This window comes from Nocardioides pyridinolyticus (genome assembly GCF_054653575.1).
In genome coordinates this window covers 39,004-60,616 of the sequence record NZ_BAAIFY010000019.1, presented here as the reverse complement: position 1 = coordinate 60,616, position 21,613 = coordinate 39,004, and the positions used below count along the sequence as shown (strand labels likewise).

The window sequence follows — 21,613 nt, the reverse complement described above, 5'->3', positions numbered from 1 at the left end:
GAGCGCTCCCGTTCTGCGGTTGGTGACCAAACCGCAGGACCGGACCACATGCCCTACGCTGCCCGCCATGGCCGACACCACCCGCCAGCACGCCCGCAGCGGATCGCCGTTCGAGGCGGCGATCGGCTTCAGCCGCGCCGTCCGCGTCGGCAGCACCATCGCCGTCAGCGGCACCGCACCGGTGTGGCCGGACGGCGACGTCGACCCCGACCCGGCCGTGCAGGCGCGCCGCTGCTGGGAGATCGCCGTCACCGCGCTCGAGGAGCTCGGCGGGACGGTCGCCGACGTCATCCGCACCCGGCAGTACGTCGTGGACGCGGCCGACGGCGAGGCGGTCGGCGCCGTGCACGGCGAGGTGTTCGGCGGCGTGGGCCCGGCGAGCACGATGGTGGTCGTCGCCGCGCTGCTCGACCCGCGGTGGAAGGTCGAGGTCGAGCTCGACGCCGTGCTCGGCTGACGGCCACGGCCACGGCCGCCATCGCCGTCCAAGGACACAACTCCCGTCCCAACGGGCACTGTCGGTGCCATGAGCCAGACTGGGTCGGTGACCGCGCTCGACCGTTTCAGCGAACCCACCCGCACCTGGTTCGGTGCGGCGTTCGCCGAGCCCACGCCGGCCCAGCTGGGCGCGTGGGAGGCGATCGGCGCCGGGCGGCACGCGCTGGTCGTGGCGCCCACCGGCTCGGGCAAGACGCTGAGCGCGTTCCTGTGGAGCATCGACCGGCTGATGAGCCAGCCGCGCCCGGAGGACAAGCAGCAGCGCTGCCGGGTCCTCTACATCTCCCCGCTCAAGGCCCTGGGCGTCGACGTCGAGCGCAACCTCCGGGCGCCCCTGACCGGCATCCGCCACACCGCCGAGCGGCTCGGCGCCAGCGTGCCCGAGGTGAGCGTCGGGGTCCGCTCCGGCGACACCCCGGCGGCCGACCGGCGCAAGCTGACCAGCGCCCCGCCGGACATCCTCATCACCACGCCCGAGTCGCTCTTCCTCATGCTGACCAGCCAGGCGCGCGAGTCGCTGCGGGGCGTCGAGACCGTGATCGTCGACGAGGTGCACGCGGTCGCCGGCACCAAGCGCGGCGCCCACCTCGCGGTCAGCCTCGAGCGGCTCGACGGGCTGCTCGACCGCTCCGCCCAGCGTATCGGCCTCTCCGCGACGGTGCGCCCGCTCGAGGAGGTCGCCCGCTTCCTCGGCGGCTCGGCGCCGGTCGAGATCGTGGCGCCGCCCAGCGAGAAGGAGTGGGACCTCAAGGTCGTCGTGCCGGTCGAGGACATGACCGCTCCGGAGCAGTACGACGAGGACGGCGACGACCCCGAGCGCTCGCAGAGCCTCTGGCCCCACGTCGAGGAGCGGGTCGTCGACCTGATCGAGCAACACAAGTCGACGATCGTGTTCGCCAACTCCCGCCGCCTCGCGGAGCGACTGACCGCCCGGTTCAACGAGATCGCCTTCGAGCGGGCCACCGGCGAGCAGCTCCTGCCCGGGCAGAGCCCGGCGCAGCTGATGGCCCAGTCCGGTCAGAGCAGCGGCGCCGAGTCGCTGATCGCGAAGGCCCACCACGGCTCGGTGTCCAAGGAGCAGCGGGCGCTGATCGAGGACGACCTCAAGCGCGGGCGGCTCCCCTGCGTCGTCGCCACCAGCAGCCTCGAGCTCGGCATCGACATGGGGGCGGTCGACCTGGTGGTCCAGATCGAGAGCCCGCCGAGCGTCGCCAGCGCCCTCCAGCGCGTGGGCCGTGCCGGCCACCAGGTGGGCGAGGTCTCCCGCGGCGTGCTGTTCCCCAAGCACCGCGGCGACCTGGCCCAGACGGCGGTCGCCGTCGGCCGGATGCGCACCGGCGCCATCGAGTCGATGCGCGTGCCGGCCAACCCGCTCGACGTGCTCGCCCAGCAGGTCGTCGCCGCCACCGCCCTCGACGCCTGGTCCGCCGACGACCTCTACGAGCTCGTCAAGCGCAGCGCGCCGTTCACGAACCTCCCCCGCAGCGCGTACGACGCCACGCTCGACCTCCTCAGCGGCCGCTACCCGTCCGACGAGTTCGCCGAGCTCCGGCCGCGGATCGTCTGGGACCGCGTCACCGGCACCCTCACCGGCCGCCCGGGTTCGCAGCGCCTCGCGGTCACCAGCGGCGGCACCATCCCCGACCGCGGGCTCTTCGGCGTCTTCCTCGTCGGCGGCGAGGGCCCCGGCCGCCGAGTCGGCGAGCTCGACGAGGAGATGGTCTACGAGTCGCGGGTCGGCGACGTCTTCGCCCTGGGCGCGACCAGCTGGCGGATCGAGGACATCACCCACGACCGCGTCCTCGTGACCCCCGCGCCCGGCGTCCCGGGCCGGCTGCCGTTCTGGAAGGGCGACGCCCTCGGCCGGCCCGCCGAGCTCGGCGCCGCGATCGGCGCCTTCACCCGCGAGCTCGGCGCCCTGCCCCGGCCGCAGGCCGAGGCGCGCGCCCGCGCCGACGGCCTCGACGACTACGCCGCCGGCAACCTCGTCACCTACCTCCACGAGCAGCTCGAGGCCACCAACCTCCTGCCGAGCGACCAGACCCTGGTCGTCGAGCGGTTCCGCGACGAGCTCGGCGACTGGCGGCTGGTGGTGCACTCGCCGTACGGCGTCCCCGTGCACGCCCCGTGGGCGCTGGCGATCAACGCCCGGCTGCGCGAGCGCTACGGCGTCGACGGCCAGGCGGTCGCCTCCGACGACGGCATCGTCGTGCGCATCCCCGACACCGACGTCGAGCCGCCGGGCGGCGACGTGATCGTCTTCGAGCCCGACGAGATCGAGGCGGTCGTCACCGACGAGGTCGGCGGCTCGGCGCTGTTCGCGAGCCGGTTCCGCGAGTGCGCGGCCCGCGCCCTCCTGCTCCCCCGGCGCGACCCCGGCCGCCGCTCCCCGCTGTGGCAGCAGCGGCAGCGCTCGGCCGTGCTGCTCGAGGTCGCCGCCAAGTACCCGTCGTTCCCGATCGTGCTCGAGGCCGTGCGCGAGTGCCTCCAGGACGTCTACGACCTCCCGGCCCTGGTCGCCCTCATGCGCGGCATCGACCGCCGCGAGGTGCAGGTCGCCGACGTGGCCACGCACCAGCCGTCGCCGTTCGCGCGCAGCCTGCTGTTCGGGTACGTCGCCCAGTTCATGTACGAGGGCGACTCCCCCATCGCCGAGCGGCGGGCCGCCGCGCTCTCCCTCGACCAGGGCCTGCTCGCCGAGCTGCTCGGCCGCGCCGAGCTGCGCGAGCTGCTCGACCCGGAGGTGCTCGCCGAGGTCGAGGCGGAGCTCCAGCGCACCGCCGAGGACCGTCGGGCCCGCGACGCCGAGGGGGTCGCCGACCTGCTCCGGCTCCTGGGCCCTCTGAGCACCGCCGAGATCACCGAGCGCAGCGTGGCGGGCGCCGACGTGGGCGCCTGGGTGCAGGCGCTCGCCGACCAGCGGCGGATCGCCGAGGTCCGGATGGCCGGCGAGGAGCGCTGGACCGCGATCGAGGACATCGGACGCCTCCGCGACGGGCTCGGCGTCCCGGTCCCGCACGGCACCCCGGACGCCTTCACCGACCCGGTCGACGACCCGCTCGGCGACCTCGTCGCCCGCTACGCCCGGACGCACGGCCCCTTCACCGTCGACGACGTCGCCGCCCGGCTCGGATTGGGCACCGCGGTCGTCCGGCACACCCTCCAGCGGCTCGGAGCGCAGGGCCGGGTGCTCGACGGCGAGTTCCGCCCCTCCGGCAGCGGCACCGAGTGGTGCGACGCCGAGGTCCTGCGCCGGCTCCGCCGCCGCTCGCTGGCCCGGCTGCGGCAGGAGATCGAGCCGGTCGAGTCGGAGACCCTGGGCCGGTTCCTGCCCGCCTGGCAGCACGTCGGCGGCCGGCACCGCGGCATCGACGGCGTGCTCACCGTGGTCGACCAGCTCGCCGGCTGCGCGGTCCCGGCCAGTGCTCTCGAGCCGCTGGTGCTGGCCTCCCGGGTGCGCGACTACGAGCCGTCGTACCTCGACGAGCTCACGGCCTCGGGCGAGGTCGTCTGGGCCGGGCACGCGTCCCTGCCCGGCAGCGACGGCTGGGTGTCGCTCCACCTCGCCGACCAGGCGCCGCTCACGCTCCCCGATCCGGCGCCCTTCGAGCACTCCCCTGAATCTCTGGGAGACCTGCACCAGGCGGTGCTCGACGCGCTCGCACCGGGCGGCGCGTGGTTCTTCCGCCAGCTCGCCGACCAGGTGAGCGCGACGAGCGACCCCGCGCTGTCCGCCGCCCTCTGGGACCTGGTGTGGGCGGGCCGGATCAGCAACGACACCCTCGCCCCGCTCCGCGCGCTCACCCGCAGCGGCTCCCCGTCGCACCGCAGCCGCCGCCCACCGCCGCGGCTGGGCCGGCGTCCCGGCGGCGGCCCGGTCCGCACCGGTCCGCCCGAGACCGCGGGCCGCTGGGCGCTGCTGCCCGAGGTCGACACGGACCCGACGCGCCGGGCGCACGCGACGGCCGAGCGGCTGCTCGACCGGCACGGCGTGGTCACCCGCGGCGCGGTCACCTCCGAGCGGGTCGCCGGCGGGTTCGCGGCCGTCTACAAGGTCCTGGCGGCGTTCGAGGAGACCGGCCGGTGCCGGCGCGGCTACTTCGTCGACGGGCTGGGCGCGGCCCAGTTCGGCACCGCCGGCTCGGTGGACCGGCTGCGTACGTTCTCCGAGGTGGCGCCCGAGGCCAAGCCGACGGCGGTCGCGCTCGCGGCGACCGACCCCGCCAACCCCTTCGGCGCCGCGCTCCCGTGGCCCGAGACCAGCGGCCATCGGCCGGGCCGCAAGGCCGGCGCGGTCGTGGTGATGGTCGACGGTGCCCTCACGATGTACGTCGAGCGCGGCGGCCGCACCCTGCTCACCTGGACCGACGACCTCGACCGGCTGACCCCCTCGGCGGCCACGCTGGCCGAGGCCGCGCGGCGGGGCACGCTCGGCCGGATGACCGTCGAGAAGGCCGACGGCGAGCAGCTGCTGGGGTCGGGGTCGACGCCGCTGCGCGAGGCGCTCCAGGCGGCCGGATTCGTCGCGACACCGAAGGGACTCCGGCTGAGGTCGACCGATGCCTGAGGGCGACGCCGTCTGGCGCACCGCCGACCGGCTGCGCAAGGCGCTCGACGGCCGCACGCTGGTCCGCACCGACTTCCGGGTCCCGCAGCACGCCACCGCCGACCTGGCGGGCGGCACCGTGGTCGAGACGGTCTCGCGCGGCAAGCACCTGCTGACCCGCATCCGTACCCGCTCCGACCACGGGGCCGAGGACTGGACGCTCCACACCCACCTGAAGATGGAGGGGGCGTGGCGCGTGTACCGGCCCGGCGAGCGCTGGGGCAAGCCCGGCCACCTCGTGCGGGTCGTGCTCGACGCCGGCGACCGCACCGCGGTCGGCTTCCAGCTCGGGATCGTCGAGCTGCTCCCCCGCGAGCGCGAGGAGGACGTGGTCGGCCACCTCGGGCCCGACCTGCTCGGCCCCGACTGGGACGACGAGGAGGCGGTCCGCCGCCTCACCGCCGACCCGGACCGGCCGCTCGGCGAGGCGCTGCTCGACCAGCGCAACCTGGCGGGCATCGGCACGATCTACCGCACCGAGCTGTGCTTCCTCACCGGGTACGACCCCCGGGACCCGGTGCGGGTCGTCCAGGACCCCCTGCGGATGGTCCGGCTCGCGCACACGATGCTCGAGCAGAACCGGCACCACGCGCAGATCGTCACGACCGGCGACAAGCGCCGCGGGCGGAGCCTGTGGATCTACGGCCGCGGCCAGGAGCGGTGCCTGCGCTGCGGGACGCGCATCGAGCGCGCGGAGCTGGGCCAGCCGGGCGTCGAGCGCGTGGCGTACTGGTGCCCGACCTGCCAGCCGGCGCGGGAGAGCGTCAGGCGGCCGAGGTGACGACCGGGCCGTTGGCGGCCGCGACCGGGATGCGGGACAGGCTCGCGGCGGCCTCCTCGAGGGCGACCGCGCCGGAGACGTCGCGCAGCACCTCCGAGAGCGGGACGTCGAGCGCCGCGCACAGCGAGGCGAGGAGCTCGGAGGACGCTTCCTTCTGGCCCCGCTCGATCTCGGAGATGTAGCCCAGGCTGACCCGGGCCTCGGCGGAGACCTCGCGCAGGGTCAGGCCACGCTGCATCCGTAGGTCACGGAGCACGTCGCCCAGCAGGCGGCGGAACAGCACCATGCGCGTCTCCTTCCGATTCGTTCTTCCCAACGCTACCCGAGGGATGTTTCTTCCCGGCGCAGGACGCCCTCGAAGGCCTCGACCGCCTCCCGGACCGTGCGCTCCTGGACCTGCTCGCGCCGGCCGCTGAGCTCGAGCGCGACCACCTCCACCAGCTCCGGGCCGGCGATCCCGACGAACACGGTGCCCGCGGGCTTGCCCTCCTGCTCGGCCGGGCCGGCGACCCCCGTCGTCGCGATGCCGTACGTCGCCCCGGTCAGCGTGCGCACGCCGGCGGCCATCGCGCGGGCGCATTCGGGCGACACGACGCCGTGCTCGTCGACCAGCCGCTCCGGCACGCCCAGCAGCGCGACCTTGAGCTCGGTGGCGTAGGTGACCACGCCACCGACGTACGTCTCCGAGGCGCCGGGCGTCGCGGTCAGGGCGGCCGCGAGCCGTCCGCCGGTCAGTGACTCGGCGGTGGCCACGGTCGCCCCGACCGCGCGGAGCTGCTGGTGGATCCCGGAGGCGTGGTCGGTCACGCCGGTCAGGCTAGTGCCCCGCGGGGTTCGTGACCCGGACCGTCACCTCCGTCGACCCCGCTTCGACCTGCTCGTCGCCCGCGTACGTCACCGTGAAGGTGTACGTGCCCCGCTTGAGCGCCTTCTTCGGCAGCGAGATCACGGCAGCACCGTCCTGGAGGGTGGCGGTGCCGAGCACCCGGTGGCCGTCGAGGAGCGACACGACCCCGGTGGGCACGACGCCCTCGGCGATGACCCGGACCGGCACCCGCACCGGCTCCTTGCTGTAGACGGCCTCGGTGTCCTGGGCCTCCACGGTCGCGGCCACCGGGCCGAGGTCCGGCAGCTCCAGGCCGACGATCTCGGGGTTGTGGTCCGAGGCGCGGAAGGGGTTCTCCTCGTAGAAGCTGGTCACGTTGTAGTTGTCGCGGCTGTACTCGAAGGCGACCGACTCGTCGGCGTTGATCCGCCAGATGTCGACGCCGGTGACCATCTCCAGCGCCGCCGGGTTGGCCAGCACGTGGTCGAGCGAGCCCGACAGGCCGTCGAAGGAGTACGTCGTCTCGTCCGGGTCGCTCGTGGACTCCAGGTTCGTGTACCCGTGTCCGTAGAGCACCTGCAGCGGGTCCTCCTGCGTGTAGGAGTTGAAGTCGCCGGTGAGGAACACCTCGTCGGTGCCGCGCGACGCCGCGAACTGCTCGGCGAAGGGCCACAGCGCCTCGGCCTGGGCGACCCGGTCGACGTTCGCGTTGCCCTGACCGTCGGGGTCCGGGGTCCCGGAGCCCTTGGACTTGAAGTGGTTGACGATCACGGCGAAGGCCTCGGCATCGGGCAGGCCGGCACCCTTGAAGGCCTGGGCGAGCGGCTCGCGGGCGTTGCCGAAGGCCGGGCTCCCGGTGAGGACCACCGACTCCCCGACCGGCTCGACCGCCGCCGGCTGGTAGATGAAGGCCGTCCGGATGACGTCCTGCTCGGCGACCGGCGGGAGGTCCGCCGGGTCGGGCGAGGGCACGAACGCCCAGGTGCCGGCACCGGCGTCGGCGTTGAGCGCGTCGACGAGCTCGGAGAGCGCGTCGTCGCGGTCCGCCTCACCGAGGGCGACCGAGTTCTCGATCTCCTCCAGCGACACGATGCTCGCGTGCAGGCCGTTGATCGCGTGGACGATCTTCACCTGCTGGCGGGCGAGGTCCTCGTCCTCGGCCGCACCGCGAGGTCCGGTCGGTCCGCAGTCGTCGACGGTCACCGGGTCGTCGTCGCGGTCGACGAAGTACTCGCACGAACCCGGGTGCGCGGCCTCGTAGTCCGCCCCGGTGGTGTTGAAGTAGTTGAGCACGTTGAACGTCGCCAGGCGGATGTCACCGCCGACAGCGGCCGGGGCGGCGTTCTCCGCGCGGGTGTTCTCGAAGGTCGCGACCTCGGCGCCGCTGCCGGTGACCCGGGACGTCGGCTGGAACTTCCAGGTGCTGTTGCGGAAGTCGAGCACCACCGGACCGGTGAAGTCCACGGCCGAGCCGACCCGGACCGGGTTGGCCTTCGAGAGCCATGGCAGCGGGACGTCCTGGTTGGCGCCGCCGCCGAACGGCAGGAAGTTGATGCTGGCGCCGTCGTCGAGCACGACCCCCCGGTCGGCGTTGTCGGCCACGACCGCCGCGATCGCCGCGTGGTCCTGGGCGTCCGCGACGTCGGTCGGCTGGATGAGGGGGTGGTCGCCGGCGGCGAGGCCGATCTCGGCGTACTGGTTGGTCGAGAAGTTGTCCGTGACCGTGAAGTCGCCGGTCGGCGCGTAGAGCTCCCCCTCGTGCGCCTCGCGGTCGGCCGCGGCGGGGACGCTGGTCGCGTGCGGGACCACGGGGGCCAGCGGCGTCGCGAGCGGCGTCACCTGGTCCAGGTTGATCTCGGTGAGCCCCTGGAACTCGGTGACCTCCCCGGTGACGCGGACCGAGTCGCCGATCGCGACCTGGCCGGCGCCGCCGTTGCCGTAGACGAACACGGCGTCGGACGCACCCGGCGTCGCGTCGGCGCCGGCGCCGGTGCCTCCGGTCTGGAGGTAGAAGCCGTTGAAGCCCCCGGTGGGGTACGCCGCCGTGACGACGCCCTCGGTGATGACGGGGTCGCCGGCGAGCGGCGAGGCGTCCCCGGTCCCCTGGATCTCGGCGATGGTCGCCTCGACCGGCTCGGGCTCCTCCGGCGGGGTGGAGCCGGCGGACTGCGGGCTCGGCGCTCCGGTCGCGAAGTCGTTCGCGTTGTTGTCGGTGTCGGCGCCGCTCCGGCTCGACGACGTCGCGTTGGCGGTGCCCGCCGCCTTCGCGGTCTCGAACGTGTTGCTGTTGACGCCGACCAGGTCGACGATCCCGGCGCGGACGGCGGCGCCGTCCGCCGTGGGGCTCAGGGCCGTCGTGCCGGTGGCGAGCCACACGGTGAAGGCGGTGCCGCTCATCGCGATGGTGCCCGTGGCGTCGGGGGTCGGCAGCGGGGTCGTCCCGCCGGCGCCCTGCGCCTCCTGGACCAGGTAGTGGCCGCCCGGCGGGACGGAGCCGCTCAGCGGGGTGACGCTGCCCGCGCCGGTGCCGGCGCTGCTGCGGTACTGCACCGACATGCCGTCGACGCTGATCGGCGCGGACGTCGGGTTGTAGAGCTCGATGAAGTCGTGCGTGTACGTGGCGCCGGAGTTGCCGCCGCCGCCGTACACCTCGCTGATGACGAGGCCCGTGCTGGCCGCGGTGGCGGGTGGGCTGGAGAGGAGCGCGAGACCGGAGACCGTCGCGGCGAGGCCCGCGACGACCGCCAGCCCCCGCGACGCCCGAGACGTCTGAGACATGGTGACCTTCCGAGAATGCAGGTGTGGAGTGACGACCGTATGACGTCGTCGGGCTGCTGACCACTGTCCGGAGGTGAGAATCAGGAGCCGCCCCGATGAACGCCCCGCGACACCGCCCGAGCGGGTTAAGTTACCGCCCTCGGAACCATTCCTAGGGAGACGACATGCAACCTAACCGTCGTACCGCTCGGGCCATCCCGGTCGCGGCTGCGCTCACATCGTTGGTGCTCGCCGGGGCCGCGGCCACCACCGCGACCACCACCGCGTCCGCCGCCCCCGATCGGGGCGCTGCCCAGTCCGACAGGGCCGGGACGTCCGGCCTGTCAGCCAAGACGTCCTACGCGAAGCTGGCCCACAAGTTGGGCAAGAAGGGCAAGAAGCAGTTCGTCAAGCTCGACCTGCTGGCGTTCAACGACTTCCACGGCAACCTGGAGCCGCCGAGCGGGTCGAGCGGCCGGGTGAACAACACCAACGCCGGTGGCGCGGCCTACCTCGGCCGCCTGCTGGCGAACGAGCGGACGAAGTCCCGGGCGGCCGGAGCCGTCCCGATCACGGTCGCACCGGGCGACATCGTCGGCGCCTCGCCCCTGCTCTCCGCGGCGTTCCACGACGAGCCGACGATCAAGGTGATGAACGCGCTCGGGCTCCAGGTCGCCTCGGTCGGCAACCACGAGTTCGACGAGGGCTGGCAGGAGCTCCGCCGCCTCCAGCGCGGTGGCTGCCTCGCCGACGGCGCCGACGGCGCCAACGGGCAGAACTCCTGCCCCGGCGACCAGGACTTCGACGGCGCCGACTTCCCGTTCCTCGCCGCGAACGTCCGGTGGACCGACCCCAGCGCCCACCAGAGCAAGACGCTCCTCCCGGCCACGAAGGTCATGAAGGTGAGGGGCGAGAAGGTCGGCTTCATCGGCATGACGCTGGAGGGCACGCCCGACATCGTCACCGCGTCGGGTGTCCAGGGCCTGACCTTCGCCGACGAGGTGGAGACGGCCAACGCGCTCGTCCCGAAGCTGCGCGAACGGGGCGTGAAGTCGATCGTCGTCCTGCTGCACGAAGGCGCCACGCCGACGGACCCCACGGCCTACAACTCCTGCTCGGGCGTCAGCGGCGCGGGGCTCGAGATCGCGCAGAACCTCAGCCCGGCGATCGACGTCGTCGTCACCGGTCACACGCACCAGCCCTACAACTGTGTGGTCCAGGACCCGAAGGGCCAGCCCCGGCTGTTCACGAGCGCGTTCTCGTTCGGCCGGATGGTCACCAAGCTGCACCTGCTCATCGATCGGAAGACGCACGACATCGTGCGGCCGGCCGCCTTCGCGGAGAACCTGATCGCGACCAACGACGAGTCGGTCTCGCCGCTCGCGAAGGTCCAGTCGATCATCGACACGTACAAGACGTTGGTGTCCGCCATCGCGAACAAGGTGATCGGGCACATCGCCGACGGCACGCTGATCTCGCGGACCCAGGATGCCGACGGCGAGTCGCCGCTGGGTGACCTGATCGCCGACGGGCAGGTCGCCGACCCCACCACGATCGAGGCGGGCGCGAGCGGATCGACCGCGAACCAGCCGGTGATCGCGCTGATGAACCCCGGCGGCATCCGGGCCGACCTGGTCGAGAACGAGGCGGGCGACGTCACCTACGGTGCGGCGTTCACCGTCCAGCCGTTCAACAACTTCATGGTCTCCATGGACCTGACGGGCGCCCAGATCAAGGCGATCCTGAACCAGCAGTGGAACGGCGCCAACGAGTCGAGCCGCAAGATCCTCCAGGTCTCGGGCCTGACCTACACCTGGGACGCATCGCAGGCCGCCTTGGCCGACACCGACGCCCTGGTGCCGGGAACGGTCATGGTGGACGCCGACGGTGACCCGGCGACCCCCATGGTGCCGATCGTGGACGCGACGACCTACCGCGTCGTCGCGAACAACTTCCTCTCCGGCGGTGGTGACGGCTTCACGGTGTTCCGGGACGCGACCAACACCTACTTCGGCGGGCTCGACATCGACTCGCTGCGGATGTACCTGGAGGCCCACGACCCGGTCACCACGCCGGTGACCGACCGGATCACCCGACAGGACTGATCACCGGATCGATGCGCATCGGCCCGCTCGGCATACCGCCGGGCGGGCCGACGCCGTTCCCGACCGGTACGTCAGCGGCTGCGGAGCGTCGCCCGCTGCTTCCACACGTCCCGGTAGAACTCCCAGCCGGACCAGAGGGTCAGCGCGACGGCCACCGCGAGGCAGGCCTGGGCGGCGTAGAAGAGCACCTCGCCCGGGACCACCAGCCAGCCGGCCAGGTCGTCGTTCCTCAACGGAAGGCAGAGCGTGCCGAGCGCGATCGCCTGGAACGTGGTCTTCAGCTTGCCGAGGTCGGCGGCCGCGATCACGACCTTCTTCAGGATCGAGAGGCGCAGCAGCGTGACGCTCCACTCGCGCAGCAGCACGACGATCGTCACTGCCCACCACACGTCGCCGACGATCGAGAGGCCGATGAAGGCCATGCCGGTGACCGCCTTGTCGGCGATCGGGTCGGCGATCTTGCCGAAGTCGGTGATCAGGTCGTGCTTGCGGGCCAGGTCGCCGTCGATCTTGTCGGTGACCATCGCGACGAAGAAGATCGCGAAGGCGACGCAGCGCCACATGATCGAGTCACCGCCGTCGACCAGCAGCGCCCAGCCGAAGAACGGCACCAGGACGATGCGCAGCGTCGTGAGGACGTTGGGAACGTTCCAGTTGCTGGGCTTGGTCTCGGTCGCCTCGGTCATGGCTTCTCCGGGGTCCCCGCGGAAAGCGAGCGCAGCGAGTCTTTTCGTGGGGTGGACATCACAGTGCCCGAGCGTAGAGGTCGACGCCCTCGGAGCCGACGACCGTGGCCCGCACGAGGTCGCCAACCCGCGCGTCGCTGTCGACGAGGTAGGTCGACCCGTCGACCTCGGGCCCCTGGTGGGCGCCCCGGCCCTCGACGGTGCCGTCGGCGTCGACGCGCTCGACGAGCACCTCGACGGTCTCCCCCACGCGCTCCGCGGCCCGCTGGGAGGTCAGCTCCTCGACGAGCGCGCTCACGTGCTCCGTCCGCGCCCGGACCTCGTCCTCGTCGAGCTTGTCGTCGTACGTCGCCGCCTCGGTCCCGTCCTCGTCGGAGTAGCCGAAGACGCCCGTGACGTCGAGACGGGCCGCGACGAGGAAGTCGCAGAGCACCTGAAGATCGGTCTCGGTCTCACCCGGGAAGCCCACGATCACGTTGCAGCGCACGCCCGCCTCCGGCGCGAGCGACCGCACCTGGTCGAGCAGGCCGAGGAAGCTGTCCGGGTCGCCGAAGCGGCGCATCCGCCGCAGCACCGCGTTGCTGGCGTGCTGGAACGAGAGGTCGAAGTACGGCGTGACGCCCGGCGTCGTCGCGATCGCCTCGATCAGGCCGGGCCGGGTCTCGGCGGGCTGGAGGTAGGAGACGCGCACCCGGGCGACGCCGTCGACGGCCGCGAGCTCGGGCAGGAGCGTCTCGAGCAGTCGCAGGTCGCCGAGGTCCTTGCCGTAGGAAGTGGAGTTCTCGCTGACGAGGAACAGCTCGCGCACGCCCTGCTCGCCCAGCCAACGGGCCTCCTGGAGGACGTCGGAGGGCCGGCGGCTCACGAACGAGCCGCGGAAGGACGGGATGGCGCAGAACGAGCAGCGCCGGTCGCAGCCGCTGGCCAGCTTCAGCGACGCCGTCGGGCCGGACTCCAGGCGGCGGCGTACCGACGCGGGGCCGGAGGCGTGCCCGGGCACCGGAGCCGTGGACAGCGATCGCTCGACCGGGGTGATCGGGAGCAGCAGCCGCCGGTCCTGCGGGGTGTGGGCCTGGTGGGTCTCCCCCGCGACGATCGAGCGCAGCCGCGCGGCGATGTCGGGATAGTCGTCGAAGCCGAGCACGGCGTCGGCCTCGGGCAGCGAGTCGGCGAGCTCCTTGCCGTACCGCTCGGCCATGCAGCCGACCGCCACGACGGCCTGGGGCCGGCCGGAGGCCTTGAGGTCCGCGGCCTCGAGCAGGGTGTCGACGGAGTCCTTCTTCGCCGACTCCACGAAGCCGCAGGTGTTGACGACGACGGTGTCCGCGTCCTCCGGGTCCGCCACGAGGAGGAAGCCGCCCGCCTCGAGCCGCCCGGCGAGCTCCTCGGAGTCGACCTCGTTGCGGGCGCACCCGAGGGTCACCATCGCCACCGAGAGCAGGGCTTGAGTCTCCGTCGTCATAACCGAGCCAGTATCGCAACCGGCCGGTGCCGGGGCCTATTCGGCGGCGGCGAAGGTGTTCTGCGCGGGCTGGCCGAGCGCGCCCAGCGGGCCGCGGTCCTGGCCGTCGACGGTGACCACGAGGCCGCCGTCGGAGGACTGGATGCGGACCGGCGGAGCGGCCTCGACGGTCTGCGAGTCGCCGAAGGCCAGGTCGCCGTTGAAGACGATCTGCCCGGCCCCGTCGCGGACCACCACGTGCGCCCCGCCCGAGCCGGCGTCGAGCACCACCGGGACCGGCGGGCCGACCTTCGCGGCGCTGGACGGCGAGCCGTTGAGCACCGGCTTGGCGTGCAGCTCGATCGGGCTGTCCATGATCAGCCGGGCGATGGACCACGCGAGGACGACGGCCATCACGGCCGCGACGAGCACCGACCAGTTCGGACCACCCCGGGTGCTCCGGATCGGGCCGCCCTCGCTGGTGGCGAGCTCGGCCTCGAACACGCGGCGGGCGTCGATGGGGGCGTCGGCGTACCGCTCGTCGTACGCCGCCAGCAGCGGTGCGGCCTCGACGCCGAGGACCCGCGCCAGCGTGCGCAGGTGGCCGCGGGCGTAGAAGTCGCCGCCGCACGGGGCGAAGTCGTCGACCTCGATCGACTCGATCACGTGCGGGCGGATGCGGGTGCGGTCGGCGAGCTGGTCGACGCTCAGCGAGAGCCGGGTGCGGGCCGCGGTCAGCTCCGGTCCGATGACCGGGTCGACGGCCGGGGCCGGGGCGAGGTCGTCGATCACCAGCGGCTCGACCGGGTGGCCCTCGCGGGCGATCGGGCTGATCCGGTCGCTCCAGACGACGGTCCCCTCGAGGTCGAGCGGCTCCTCGACCAGGTCGACGCTGCCGGGGCGGCGCAGCTGGCGCGCCTCGGGGAGGTCCAACCGAGCCACGTGCTCGTCCTCGATCGGGTCCCGCTTGAGCGCCGCCGCGCCCTCGAACCGCACCTCGGAGCGCACGCCGGTCACGGCGTCGCGCAGCGGGAGCGGGGTGGCGCTGGCGACCATCGGGGGCAGCGCGACCGTGGGCTCGGGCTCCGCGGCCTCCTCCGCGGCCTCCTCCGCGGCCTCCTCCGCGGCCTCCTCCGCGGCCTCCTCGGCGACCGGCGCCGCCTGGGGGGCGGTGTCGCGGCGCAGGGTCAGCCGGTCGGCCAGGAAGCCGATCCCCCGGGCGATCGTGGGGCGCGGGTCGTGCCGGGTCACGTGGTGCTCGTCCGCCTCGCCGGACTCCTCGTCGAGCTCGTCGGCGAGCTCGAGATCGTCGGCGTACTCCTCGTCCCACTCCTCGAGGTCCTCGGGCACGACCTCGCCGGCCTCGTCGACCTCGCCGGCCTCGTCGACCTCGACGACCTCGCCGAGCTCGACGACCTGCCCGGGGTGGTCGGCCAGCTGCTCGAGCGTCGCGACCAGGTCGCCGTCGTCGCCGACCACGCAGGTCGAGAGCGACAGCCGGACGGCCTGGGTCGGGGCGTCGGCGTCGCGCGGGACCAGGACAACGCTGCCGTCGCGGAACAGGCCGCCGCGCGGCTCGACCTCGACGTGCTCGATGTCCGCCCACGGCAGGCCGTGCCACGTGCGCCCGCGGCGCAGCCGCACGCCCTGCTCGTCGACGACGAGCAGCGGCACGCGCGCGTCCAGCAGCGACTGGAGGTGCGCGGCCGCGATGGCGCCGACGACGACGGCGAGAGCCCAGTCGAGCCAGCCCCCGCCGCCGATGGCGCGGGTCAGGTAGGCCAGCGCCACGATCGCGGCGACCACGCCCACTCCGCCGGCGAGGCGGGCATCGGCCCGGACCTCGACCGGGGACTGCTGCTCGTCGGTCTTCTCTTCGATCAGGCTGGTCACATCTCCCCCTGGAGGGTCGCGATCACGGCATCGATCTCGTCGGGCTTCACGAGCACGTCGCGGGCCTTCGAGCCCTCGCTGGGCCCGACCACGCCACGGCTCTCCATGATGTCCATCAGGCGGCCGGCCTTGGCGAAGCCGACCCGGAGCTTGCGCTGCAGCATCGACGTCGAGCCGAACTGCGTCGAGACGACCAGCTCGATCGCCTGCACCACGAGGTCCAGGTCGTCGCCGATGTCGTCGTCGAGCTCGCGCTTGCTGGCCGCGGGGGCGGTGACGTCGTCGCGGTACGTGGGCTCCAGCTGGGACTTGCAGTGCTTGACCACCTGGGCGATCTCCGCCTCGGAGACCCAGGAGCCCTGGATGCGCGCCGGCTTCGAGGCTCCCATCGGCAGGAACAGGCCGTCACCCTGGCCGACCAGCTTCTCCGCACCCGGCTGGTCGAGGATGACCCGGCTGTCGGCGAGCGACGAGGTCGCGAACGCCAGGCGGGACGGCACGTTGGCCTTGATCAGACCGGTGACGACGTCCACCGAGGGCCGCTGCGTCGCGAGCACCAGGTGGATGCCGGCGGCACGGGCCAGCTGGGTGATCCGGACGACCGAGTCCTCGACGTCGCGCGGCGAGACCATCATCAGGTCGGCGAGCTCGTCGACGATCACGAGCAGGTAGGGGTACGGCGCGAGCTCGCGCTCGCTCCCCGGCGGCAGCGTGACCTTGCCGGCCCGGACGGCCTTGTTGAAGTCGTCGATGTGCCGGAAGCCGAAGTTGGCCAGGTCGTCGTAGCGCAGGTCCATCTCGCGCACGACCCAGGCGAGCGCCTCGGCGGCCTTCTTCGGGTTGGTGATGATCGGCGTGATCAGGTGTGGGACGCCCTCGTAGGCGTTCAGCTCCACCCGCTTCGGGTCGACCATGATCATCCGCACCTCGTCGGGCGTGGCCCGCATGAGGATCGAGGTGATCATCGAGTTGATGAACGACGACTTGCCCGAGCCGGTGGCACCGGCGACCAGCAGGTGCGGCATCTTCGCGAGGTTGGCGACGACGAAGCCGCCCTCCACGTCCTTGCCGAGGCCGGCCACCATCGGGTGGTGGTCGCCGCGCGCGGTGTTCGAGCGGAGCACGTCCCCGAGGGAGACGATCTCCTTGTCCACGTTGGGGATCTCGACGCCGACCGCCGACTTGCCGGGGATCGGGCTGAGGATCCGGACGTCGGCCGAGGCGACGGCGTACGCGATGTTCTTCTGGATGTTCGTGATCTTCTCGACCTTGACGCCCGGGCCGAGCTCGACCTCGTAGCGGGTGACCGTCGGGCCGCGGGTGTAGCCGGTGACCTGCGCGTCGATCGAGAACTCCTCGAGCACCTGCGTCAGCCGCTCGACGACGTCGTCGCTGGCCTTCGAGCGCGCCTTGTGCGGCGAGCCCGGCTTGAGTGCGTCGTTGCCGGGCAGCGTGTAGGCGATGTCGCCGGACAGCGCGAGCTGCTCGACGCGCGGTGGCAGCGGGGTGTGCGGCGGGGGCTCGAGCTCGGTGCTCGTCTCCACCAGGTCCGGGCTGACCGGCGCGGGCGCCGCCTCCGGGGCGAAGATGTCGAGGCCGTCGTCGGTGGTCTCCAGGCGCTTCTTGCGCTTGCGGATCTCGCGGTCGGCGAGAACCGGGCTGTCGTACGCCGGGTCGCCCATCTCCGGGTCGATCTCGCCGGTCTCGTCCGCGGCCGGCTTGCGGCGGCTCCTGGTCGCCCGGGCCGGCTGCGTGGCGTCCGCGTCCTCCTCGGGGAGCTCACGGCCCAGCAGCCGGTCGCGGGTCTCGGCCAGCCTGGCCGGCACCTGGTAGAGCGGCGTCGCGGTGATGATGAGGACGCCGAAGAAGCAGAGCAGCGCGAGGATCGGCATCACGATGTACTCGGAGCGCAGCAGGTCGAGCAGGAGGCTCGAGACGACGTAGCCGATCGCGCCACCGGCGGTGCGCAGGTCGGAGGTGTCGCCCAGCTCGGGCTGCGGGTTGCCCGCCGCGATCTGAACCATGCCGAGCAGGCCGAACGCGAACGCCGTCCACCCGACGACCTGGCGACCGACCGGGCCGTTGTGCTCGGGATCGCGCATCGTGCGCCAGCCGACGAAGAGCAGCGCGAGCGGGACCAGGAAGCCGACCTTGCCGACCGAGCCCGCGACGACGGTGCGCGCCGCGTCCATGACCGACCCGGGCAGCTGCCACCAGACCGCGCCGGCGACGACGACGGCGATGCCGAGCAGGAACAGCCCGACGCCGTCGCGGCGGTGCTCCGGCTCCAGGTCGCGGGCGGTGTGCCCGACGCTGCGGGCCACCGCGCCGACGCCGTGGGCGACGGCCAGCCAGACCGCGGCCGCGCCGTGGAACAGCGCGGTGAACAGGCGGGCGACCGGTCCCGGCCCGCTGCGGACCGCCCGCGGCGCGGGTCGGCGCGTCGTCTTCCGCGGGGCAGGCTTGCGCTTCGCCGTGCTCCGCGAGCTCGTCGAGGCAGGCTTGCGCTGGGGGCTGGTACTCCGGGATCGGGTGCTCGAGCTCCGCGACGAGGAACTGCCGGTGCTGCGTGTCGTGGACGTGCTCTTGCTCCGCGACCCCGGCGGGGAAGACGTACGGGTCGCCATGGTGTCCACCCTACGCAGCAGTCACTCCCGTCACACGTATCACAGGAGCGCGTGTCTTGGCCCCCGGATCGCGCGAGCTCACCTCTGGACCGCTCGCGCCTACAGGCCTAGGGTTCCACTCCACGTGAGTCAGATCTCACGTCATCCTGCTCTCGGAAGGACCTCCCTGTGCGACCCCTCTTCCAGGGGCTCGGCCTGCTACTCGTAGGCACGAGCCTCGCGGCGGTCCCGGCGCTGCAGACCGCAGCGTCCGGCGCCTCCGCCCCCGATGACACCACCCTCGTACAACGCATGCGCACCACGGCAGACGGCCAGGTCGCCGTCCGCGCCGACTCGGCGACCGGCAAGGTCGGCCTCGTGCGAGCGACGACGCCGCGCGGGGACCTGCTGCCCAGCGTGGCCGCCGACTCCCGTGCCGAGGCGCTGGCCAAGGCCGACCAGTACGTCGACACCTACGCGCTCGCCTTCGGGGCGACGGCGGCCCAGCTGGACCGGAGCGAGGTCTTCACCGACCGGTACGGCTGGTCGATCACCTACGACCAGACCTACCAGGGCCTCCCGGTCTTCGCCGGCGAGCTGAAGGCGCACGTCGACCGCCAGGGCCGGCTCAGCGCCGTCACCGGGTTCGTCGCTCCCCACATCAACCTCAGCACCAGCCCGCGGATCAGCGAGTCCGAGGCGACCGAGCGCGCGATCCGCATGGTGCGCGCTCGGCCCAGTGGCCACGAGTCGGCGCTGCCGGAGCCGGCCGCTCACGGCCTCGAGGCCCGCTCCACCGAGCTCTCGGTCTACCGGATGGGCTCGACGCGCGGCATCGCCGGCGCCAACAAGCTCGCGTGGGTGGTCGAGGTCTGGAACCGATCGACGGTCCGCGAGACCGTGATCCTCGACGCCCAGACCGGCAAGTACCTCAACCGCTGGTCGATGATGGCCCACGCCCTCGACCGGGAGCTGTACGAGGAGGCCTACGACCCTGAGCACCTCGTCTGGAGCGAGGGAGACGCGTTCCCCGGCGCGCTCGACGAGGACCAGCAGAGCGAGCTGCTCGGTACGGCCGAGGCCTACTGGATGTTCATGAACACGTTCGGCTACGACGCCTGGGACGGCGCCGGCGGCCAGATGATCACGGTGAACAACGACCCCACGATCGAGTGCCCGAACGCCAACTGGAACGGCGTGACCACGAACTACTGCACCGGCGTCACCGGTGACGACACCGTGGCGCACGAGTGGGGCCACGCCTACACCGAGTCGACCTCCGGCCTGATCTACCAGTGGCAGTCCGGAGCGATGAACGAGGCCTACTCCGACATCTGGGGCGAGGTGGTCGACATGCTCAACACCCGCCACAACGAGGGTGGCGAGACTCAGGACGACCCGACGCTGCGCGAGCCCGGCAAGTGCTCGATCTACCAGCCTGCCTCGTACGAGCTCGGGGTCACCATCGACGCACCGGCCGATATCGCCGGTCCGTGCGAGGCGGCTCCCGCGGCCTTCGGCCCGGAGCTCACCGGCAGTCGGACGGTCGACGTCGTCGTGGCCCAGGACGCGGAGGACCCGGACGCCGGCGACACCGCGGTCAACGGCTGCAGCACCCCCTACGACAACGCCGCTGCAGTCGCCGGCAACTGGGTCTACGTCGAACGTGGCTTCTGCACCTTCCAGCAGAAGGTCGACAACGCCGAGGCCAACGGCGCCCTGGGCATCGTCGTGGGCAACAACCAGGACGGGCTGGTGTCGATGTCGGGCACCGCGGACATCCCGGGCTTCATGATCACGACGGAGCGAGGTGACGACGTCGAGTCCGCCGAGGGCCCGGTCACGATGACGATCGAGCGGCTCGAGGATCCCAACGCGGTCGACGACACCTACCGGTGGCTGTCCGGCGAGTCCGATCCCGCGTTCGGCGGGGCGATCCGCGACATGTGGAACCCGAACTGCTTCGGTGACCCGGGGCAGGTCTCGGACGCGGAGTACCACTGCGACGTCGACGACAACGGCGGAGTCCACACCAACTCCGGCGTCGTCAATCGGACCTTCGCGATCATGGTCGACGGCTACGAGCCGTCGGGCGTCGCCGCGATCGGTCTGGACAAGGCCGCCAACCTGTTCTGGCACACGCAGACCAACTACCTGACGCCGATCTCGGACTTCGAGAACCTGGCCGACGGCCTCGAGGCCTCGTGCACCGACCTCCAGGGCGACCCGATCAACGCGGTCACGCTCGGCAACCCGACGGAGCCGGACGGCTCCGACGGTGCGGCCACCCCGGCGGCGGCCGACCCGATCACTGCGGCCGACTGCGCCGCGGTGGCCGACGCGATCGCGGAGACCGAGCTGCGTGTTCCGCCCGTGCAGTGCAACTTCCAGCCGATGCTCGAGCAGGGCGACGTCGACTGCGGTGCTCGATTCGAGTCCGTGACCACCTGGTCGGAGGACTTCGAGGACGGCCTCGAGGGTTGGGAGCAGGACTTCGAGTTCGGCAACTACGCGGGCGTCGGGTTCCCCGATCTCGGCGGCGCCGTCCACCACCCGTGGGTGACGACCGACGACCTCCCGTTGACGACCGACCTGCCCGGCGACGCCGGCGAGCACCCGGCCTCGAACGTCGCCTACGCCGCCGACCCGACAACGGGAAGCTGCGCGGGTGACGAGGAGGACGAGTCTTCGCGCGACGGTCTGATCAGCCCGGAGATCGAGGTGCCCGACGGGTACCAGCCGCGGCTCTCCTTCGACCACCTGATGGCGAGCGAGACGACCTGGGACGGCGGCAACGTCAAGGTCAGCATCAACGGAGGCGACTACGTCGAGATTCCGGCGGCCGCCTGGCTGCTCAACGGACCGCAGGGCCACCTGGCTGCGGCAGCCGAGGGCAACAGCAACCCGCTCGCCGGACAGACCGCCTTCACCGGCACGGACGGCGGCGAGCCGACCGGGTCCTGGGGCACGTCGGTCATCAGCCTCGGCAGGATGGGGGCACACCCCGGCGACCTCGTGCAGTTCCGCTTCGACTTCGGTCGGGACGGCTGCAACGGCGTCGACGGCTGGTACGTCGACGATCTCGAGGTCACGGTCTGCGAGCAGGCCACCCCGTCGGCGACGACGACGAAGGTCACGTCGGTCAAGCCCAACCCGGTCAAGCGCGGCGACGCCTTCAAGGTCAGGATCAAGGTCACCGGCGACGACGACCCGACCGGCAAGGTGCAGGTCGTGAAGGGCCGTACGGTTCTCGGGTCGGCCAGGCTGAAGCCGAACGGCACTGCCCAGGTGATCGTGAAGAAGGTCCTCGCGGTCGGCAGGCACCGGCTCGTGGCGACGTACCTCGGCAACGCATCGTCCGAGCCGAGCCGCGACAGGTTCACGGTGAGGGTCGTGAGGAAGAGGTAGTCCACA

General features: G+C 72.5%; 12 protein-coding genes. 5 read left to right on the top strand and 7 right to left on the bottom strand.

The features are described from left to right. Window positions 1–67: 67 nt before the first annotated feature. The 3 genes from ACYQ0U_RS16140 (at window position 68) to ACYQ0U_RS16130 (ending at window position 5,885) form a co-directional block, all read left to right on the top strand. Window positions 68–457 (top strand): RidA family protein, encoded by a 390-nt coding sequence (locus ACYQ0U_RS16140; protein ID WP_459974719.1) that lies wholly within the window; start codon window positions 68–70, stop codon window positions 455–457. A 69-nt stretch (window positions 458–526) separates the two neighbouring features. Then, window positions 527–5,065 carry an ATP-dependent helicase gene (locus tag ACYQ0U_RS16135; protein WP_459974717.1) on the top strand — a complete coding sequence of 1,513 codons (4,539 nt, stop codon included), beginning with the start codon at window positions 527–529 and terminating at the stop codon, window positions 5,063–5,065. Then, complete coding sequence (locus ACYQ0U_RS16130; RefSeq protein WP_459974715.1) at window positions 5,058–5,885, top strand: DNA-formamidopyrimidine glycosylase family protein; 828 nt, start codon at window positions 5,058–5,060, stop codon at window positions 5,883–5,885. The genes ACYQ0U_RS16135 and ACYQ0U_RS16130 overlap by 8 nt, the downstream gene beginning before the upstream one ends. Here ACYQ0U_RS16130 and ACYQ0U_RS16125 read toward each other — a convergent pair. From ACYQ0U_RS16125 to ACYQ0U_RS16115, 3 genes are read right to left on the bottom strand one after another with little or no spacing between them, the layout of a single operon-like run. After that, a complete protein-coding gene (locus ACYQ0U_RS16125; RefSeq protein WP_459974713.1) occupies window positions 5,869–6,171 on the bottom strand; it encodes a helix-turn-helix domain-containing protein in 303 nt (100 codons plus the stop codon). The genes ACYQ0U_RS16130 and ACYQ0U_RS16125 overlap by 17 nt on opposite strands. A gap of 32 nt (window positions 6,172–6,203) precedes the next feature. Next, on the bottom strand, window positions 6,204–6,692 hold the full coding sequence (locus tag ACYQ0U_RS16120) for a CinA family protein (protein ID WP_459974711.1): 489 nt from the start codon (window positions 6,690–6,692) through the stop codon (window positions 6,204–6,206). A gap of 10 nt (window positions 6,693–6,702) precedes the next feature. Beyond that, complete coding sequence (locus ACYQ0U_RS16115; RefSeq protein WP_459974709.1) at window positions 6,703–9,489, bottom strand: ExeM/NucH family extracellular endonuclease; 2,787 nt, start codon at window positions 9,487–9,489, stop codon at window positions 6,703–6,705. 164 nt (window positions 9,490–9,653) lie between these two features. On the opposite strand from ACYQ0U_RS16115, the gene ACYQ0U_RS16110 reads away from it, so the two are divergent. After that, window positions 9,654–11,573 carry a bifunctional metallophosphatase/5'-nucleotidase gene (locus ACYQ0U_RS16110; RefSeq protein WP_459974707.1) on the top strand — a complete coding sequence of 640 codons (1,920 nt, stop codon included), beginning with the start codon at window positions 9,654–9,656 and terminating at the stop codon, window positions 11,571–11,573. Between the two features lie 71 nt (window positions 11,574–11,644). Here the strand turns inward: ACYQ0U_RS16110 and pgsA are convergent, their stop codons facing one another. From pgsA to ACYQ0U_RS16090, 4 genes are read right to left on the bottom strand one after another with little or no spacing between them, the layout of a single operon-like run. Then, window positions 11,645–12,259 carry a CDP-diacylglycerol--glycerol-3-phosphate 3-phosphatidyltransferase gene (gene pgsA / locus ACYQ0U_RS16105; protein ID WP_459974705.1) on the bottom strand — a complete coding sequence of 205 codons (615 nt, stop codon included), beginning with the start codon at window positions 12,257–12,259 and terminating at the stop codon, window positions 11,645–11,647. A 58-nt stretch (window positions 12,260–12,317) separates the two neighbouring features. Next, on the bottom strand, window positions 12,318–13,721 hold the full coding sequence (gene rimO / locus ACYQ0U_RS16100; protein ID WP_459974703.1) for a 30S ribosomal protein S12 methylthiotransferase RimO: 1,404 nt from the start codon (window positions 13,719–13,721) through the stop codon (window positions 12,318–12,320). 36 nt (window positions 13,722–13,757) lie between these two features. Further along, a complete protein-coding gene (locus ACYQ0U_RS16095) occupies window positions 13,758–15,593 on the bottom strand; it encodes a helix-turn-helix domain-containing protein (protein ID WP_459974701.1) in 1,836 nt (611 codons plus the stop codon). After that, window positions 15,590–18,220 (bottom strand): FtsK/SpoIIIE family DNA translocase, encoded by a 2,631-nt coding sequence (locus ACYQ0U_RS16090; RefSeq protein WP_459974699.1) that lies wholly within the window; start codon window positions 18,218–18,220, stop codon window positions 15,590–15,592. The genes ACYQ0U_RS16095 and ACYQ0U_RS16090 overlap by 4 nt, the downstream gene beginning before the upstream one ends. A gap of 291 nt (window positions 18,221–18,511) precedes the next feature. Here ACYQ0U_RS16090 and ACYQ0U_RS16085 point away from each other — a divergent pair, with 291 nt between their 5' ends. Then, window positions 18,512–21,607, top strand: a complete 3,096-nt coding sequence (locus ACYQ0U_RS16085; protein ID WP_459974697.1) for a M4 family metallopeptidase — start codon at window positions 18,512–18,514, stop codon at window positions 21,605–21,607. The last annotated feature ends 6 nt before the right edge of the window (window positions 21,608–21,613 follow it).

Coding starts and splice junctions, on each gene's coding strand:
- ACYQ0U_RS16140 (WP_459974719.1), top strand. CDS start 68: ATGGCCGACACCACCCGCCAGCACGCCCGCAGCGGATCGCCGTTCGAG.
- ACYQ0U_RS16135 (WP_459974717.1), top strand. CDS start 527: ATGAGCCAGACTGGGTCGGTGACCGCGCTCGACCGTTTCAGCGAACCC.
- ACYQ0U_RS16130 (WP_459974715.1), top strand. CDS start 5,058: ATGCCTGAGGGCGACGCCGTCTGGCGCACCGCCGACCGGCTGCGCAAG.
- ACYQ0U_RS16125 (WP_459974713.1), bottom strand. CDS start 6,171: ATGGTGCTGTTCCGCCGCCTGCTGGGCGACGTGCTCCGTGACCTACGG.
- ACYQ0U_RS16115 (WP_459974709.1), bottom strand. CDS start 9,489: ATGTCTCAGACGTCTCGGGCGTCGCGGGGGCTGGCGGTCGTCGCGGGC.
- ACYQ0U_RS16110 (WP_459974707.1), top strand. CDS start 9,654: ATGCAACCTAACCGTCGTACCGCTCGGGCCATCCCGGTCGCGGCTGCG.
- pgsA (WP_459974705.1), bottom strand. CDS start 12,259: ATGACCGAGGCGACCGAGACCAAGCCCAGCAACTGGAACGTTCCCAAC.
- rimO (WP_459974703.1), bottom strand. CDS start 13,721: ATGACGACGGAGACTCAAGCCCTGCTCTCGGTGGCGATGGTGACCCTC.
- ACYQ0U_RS16090 (WP_459974699.1), bottom strand. CDS start 18,220: ATGGCGACCCGTACGTCTTCCCCGCCGGGGTCGCGGAGCAAGAGCACG.
- ACYQ0U_RS16085 (WP_459974697.1), top strand. CDS start 18,512: ATGCGCACCACGGCAGACGGCCAGGTCGCCGTCCGCGCCGACTCGGCG.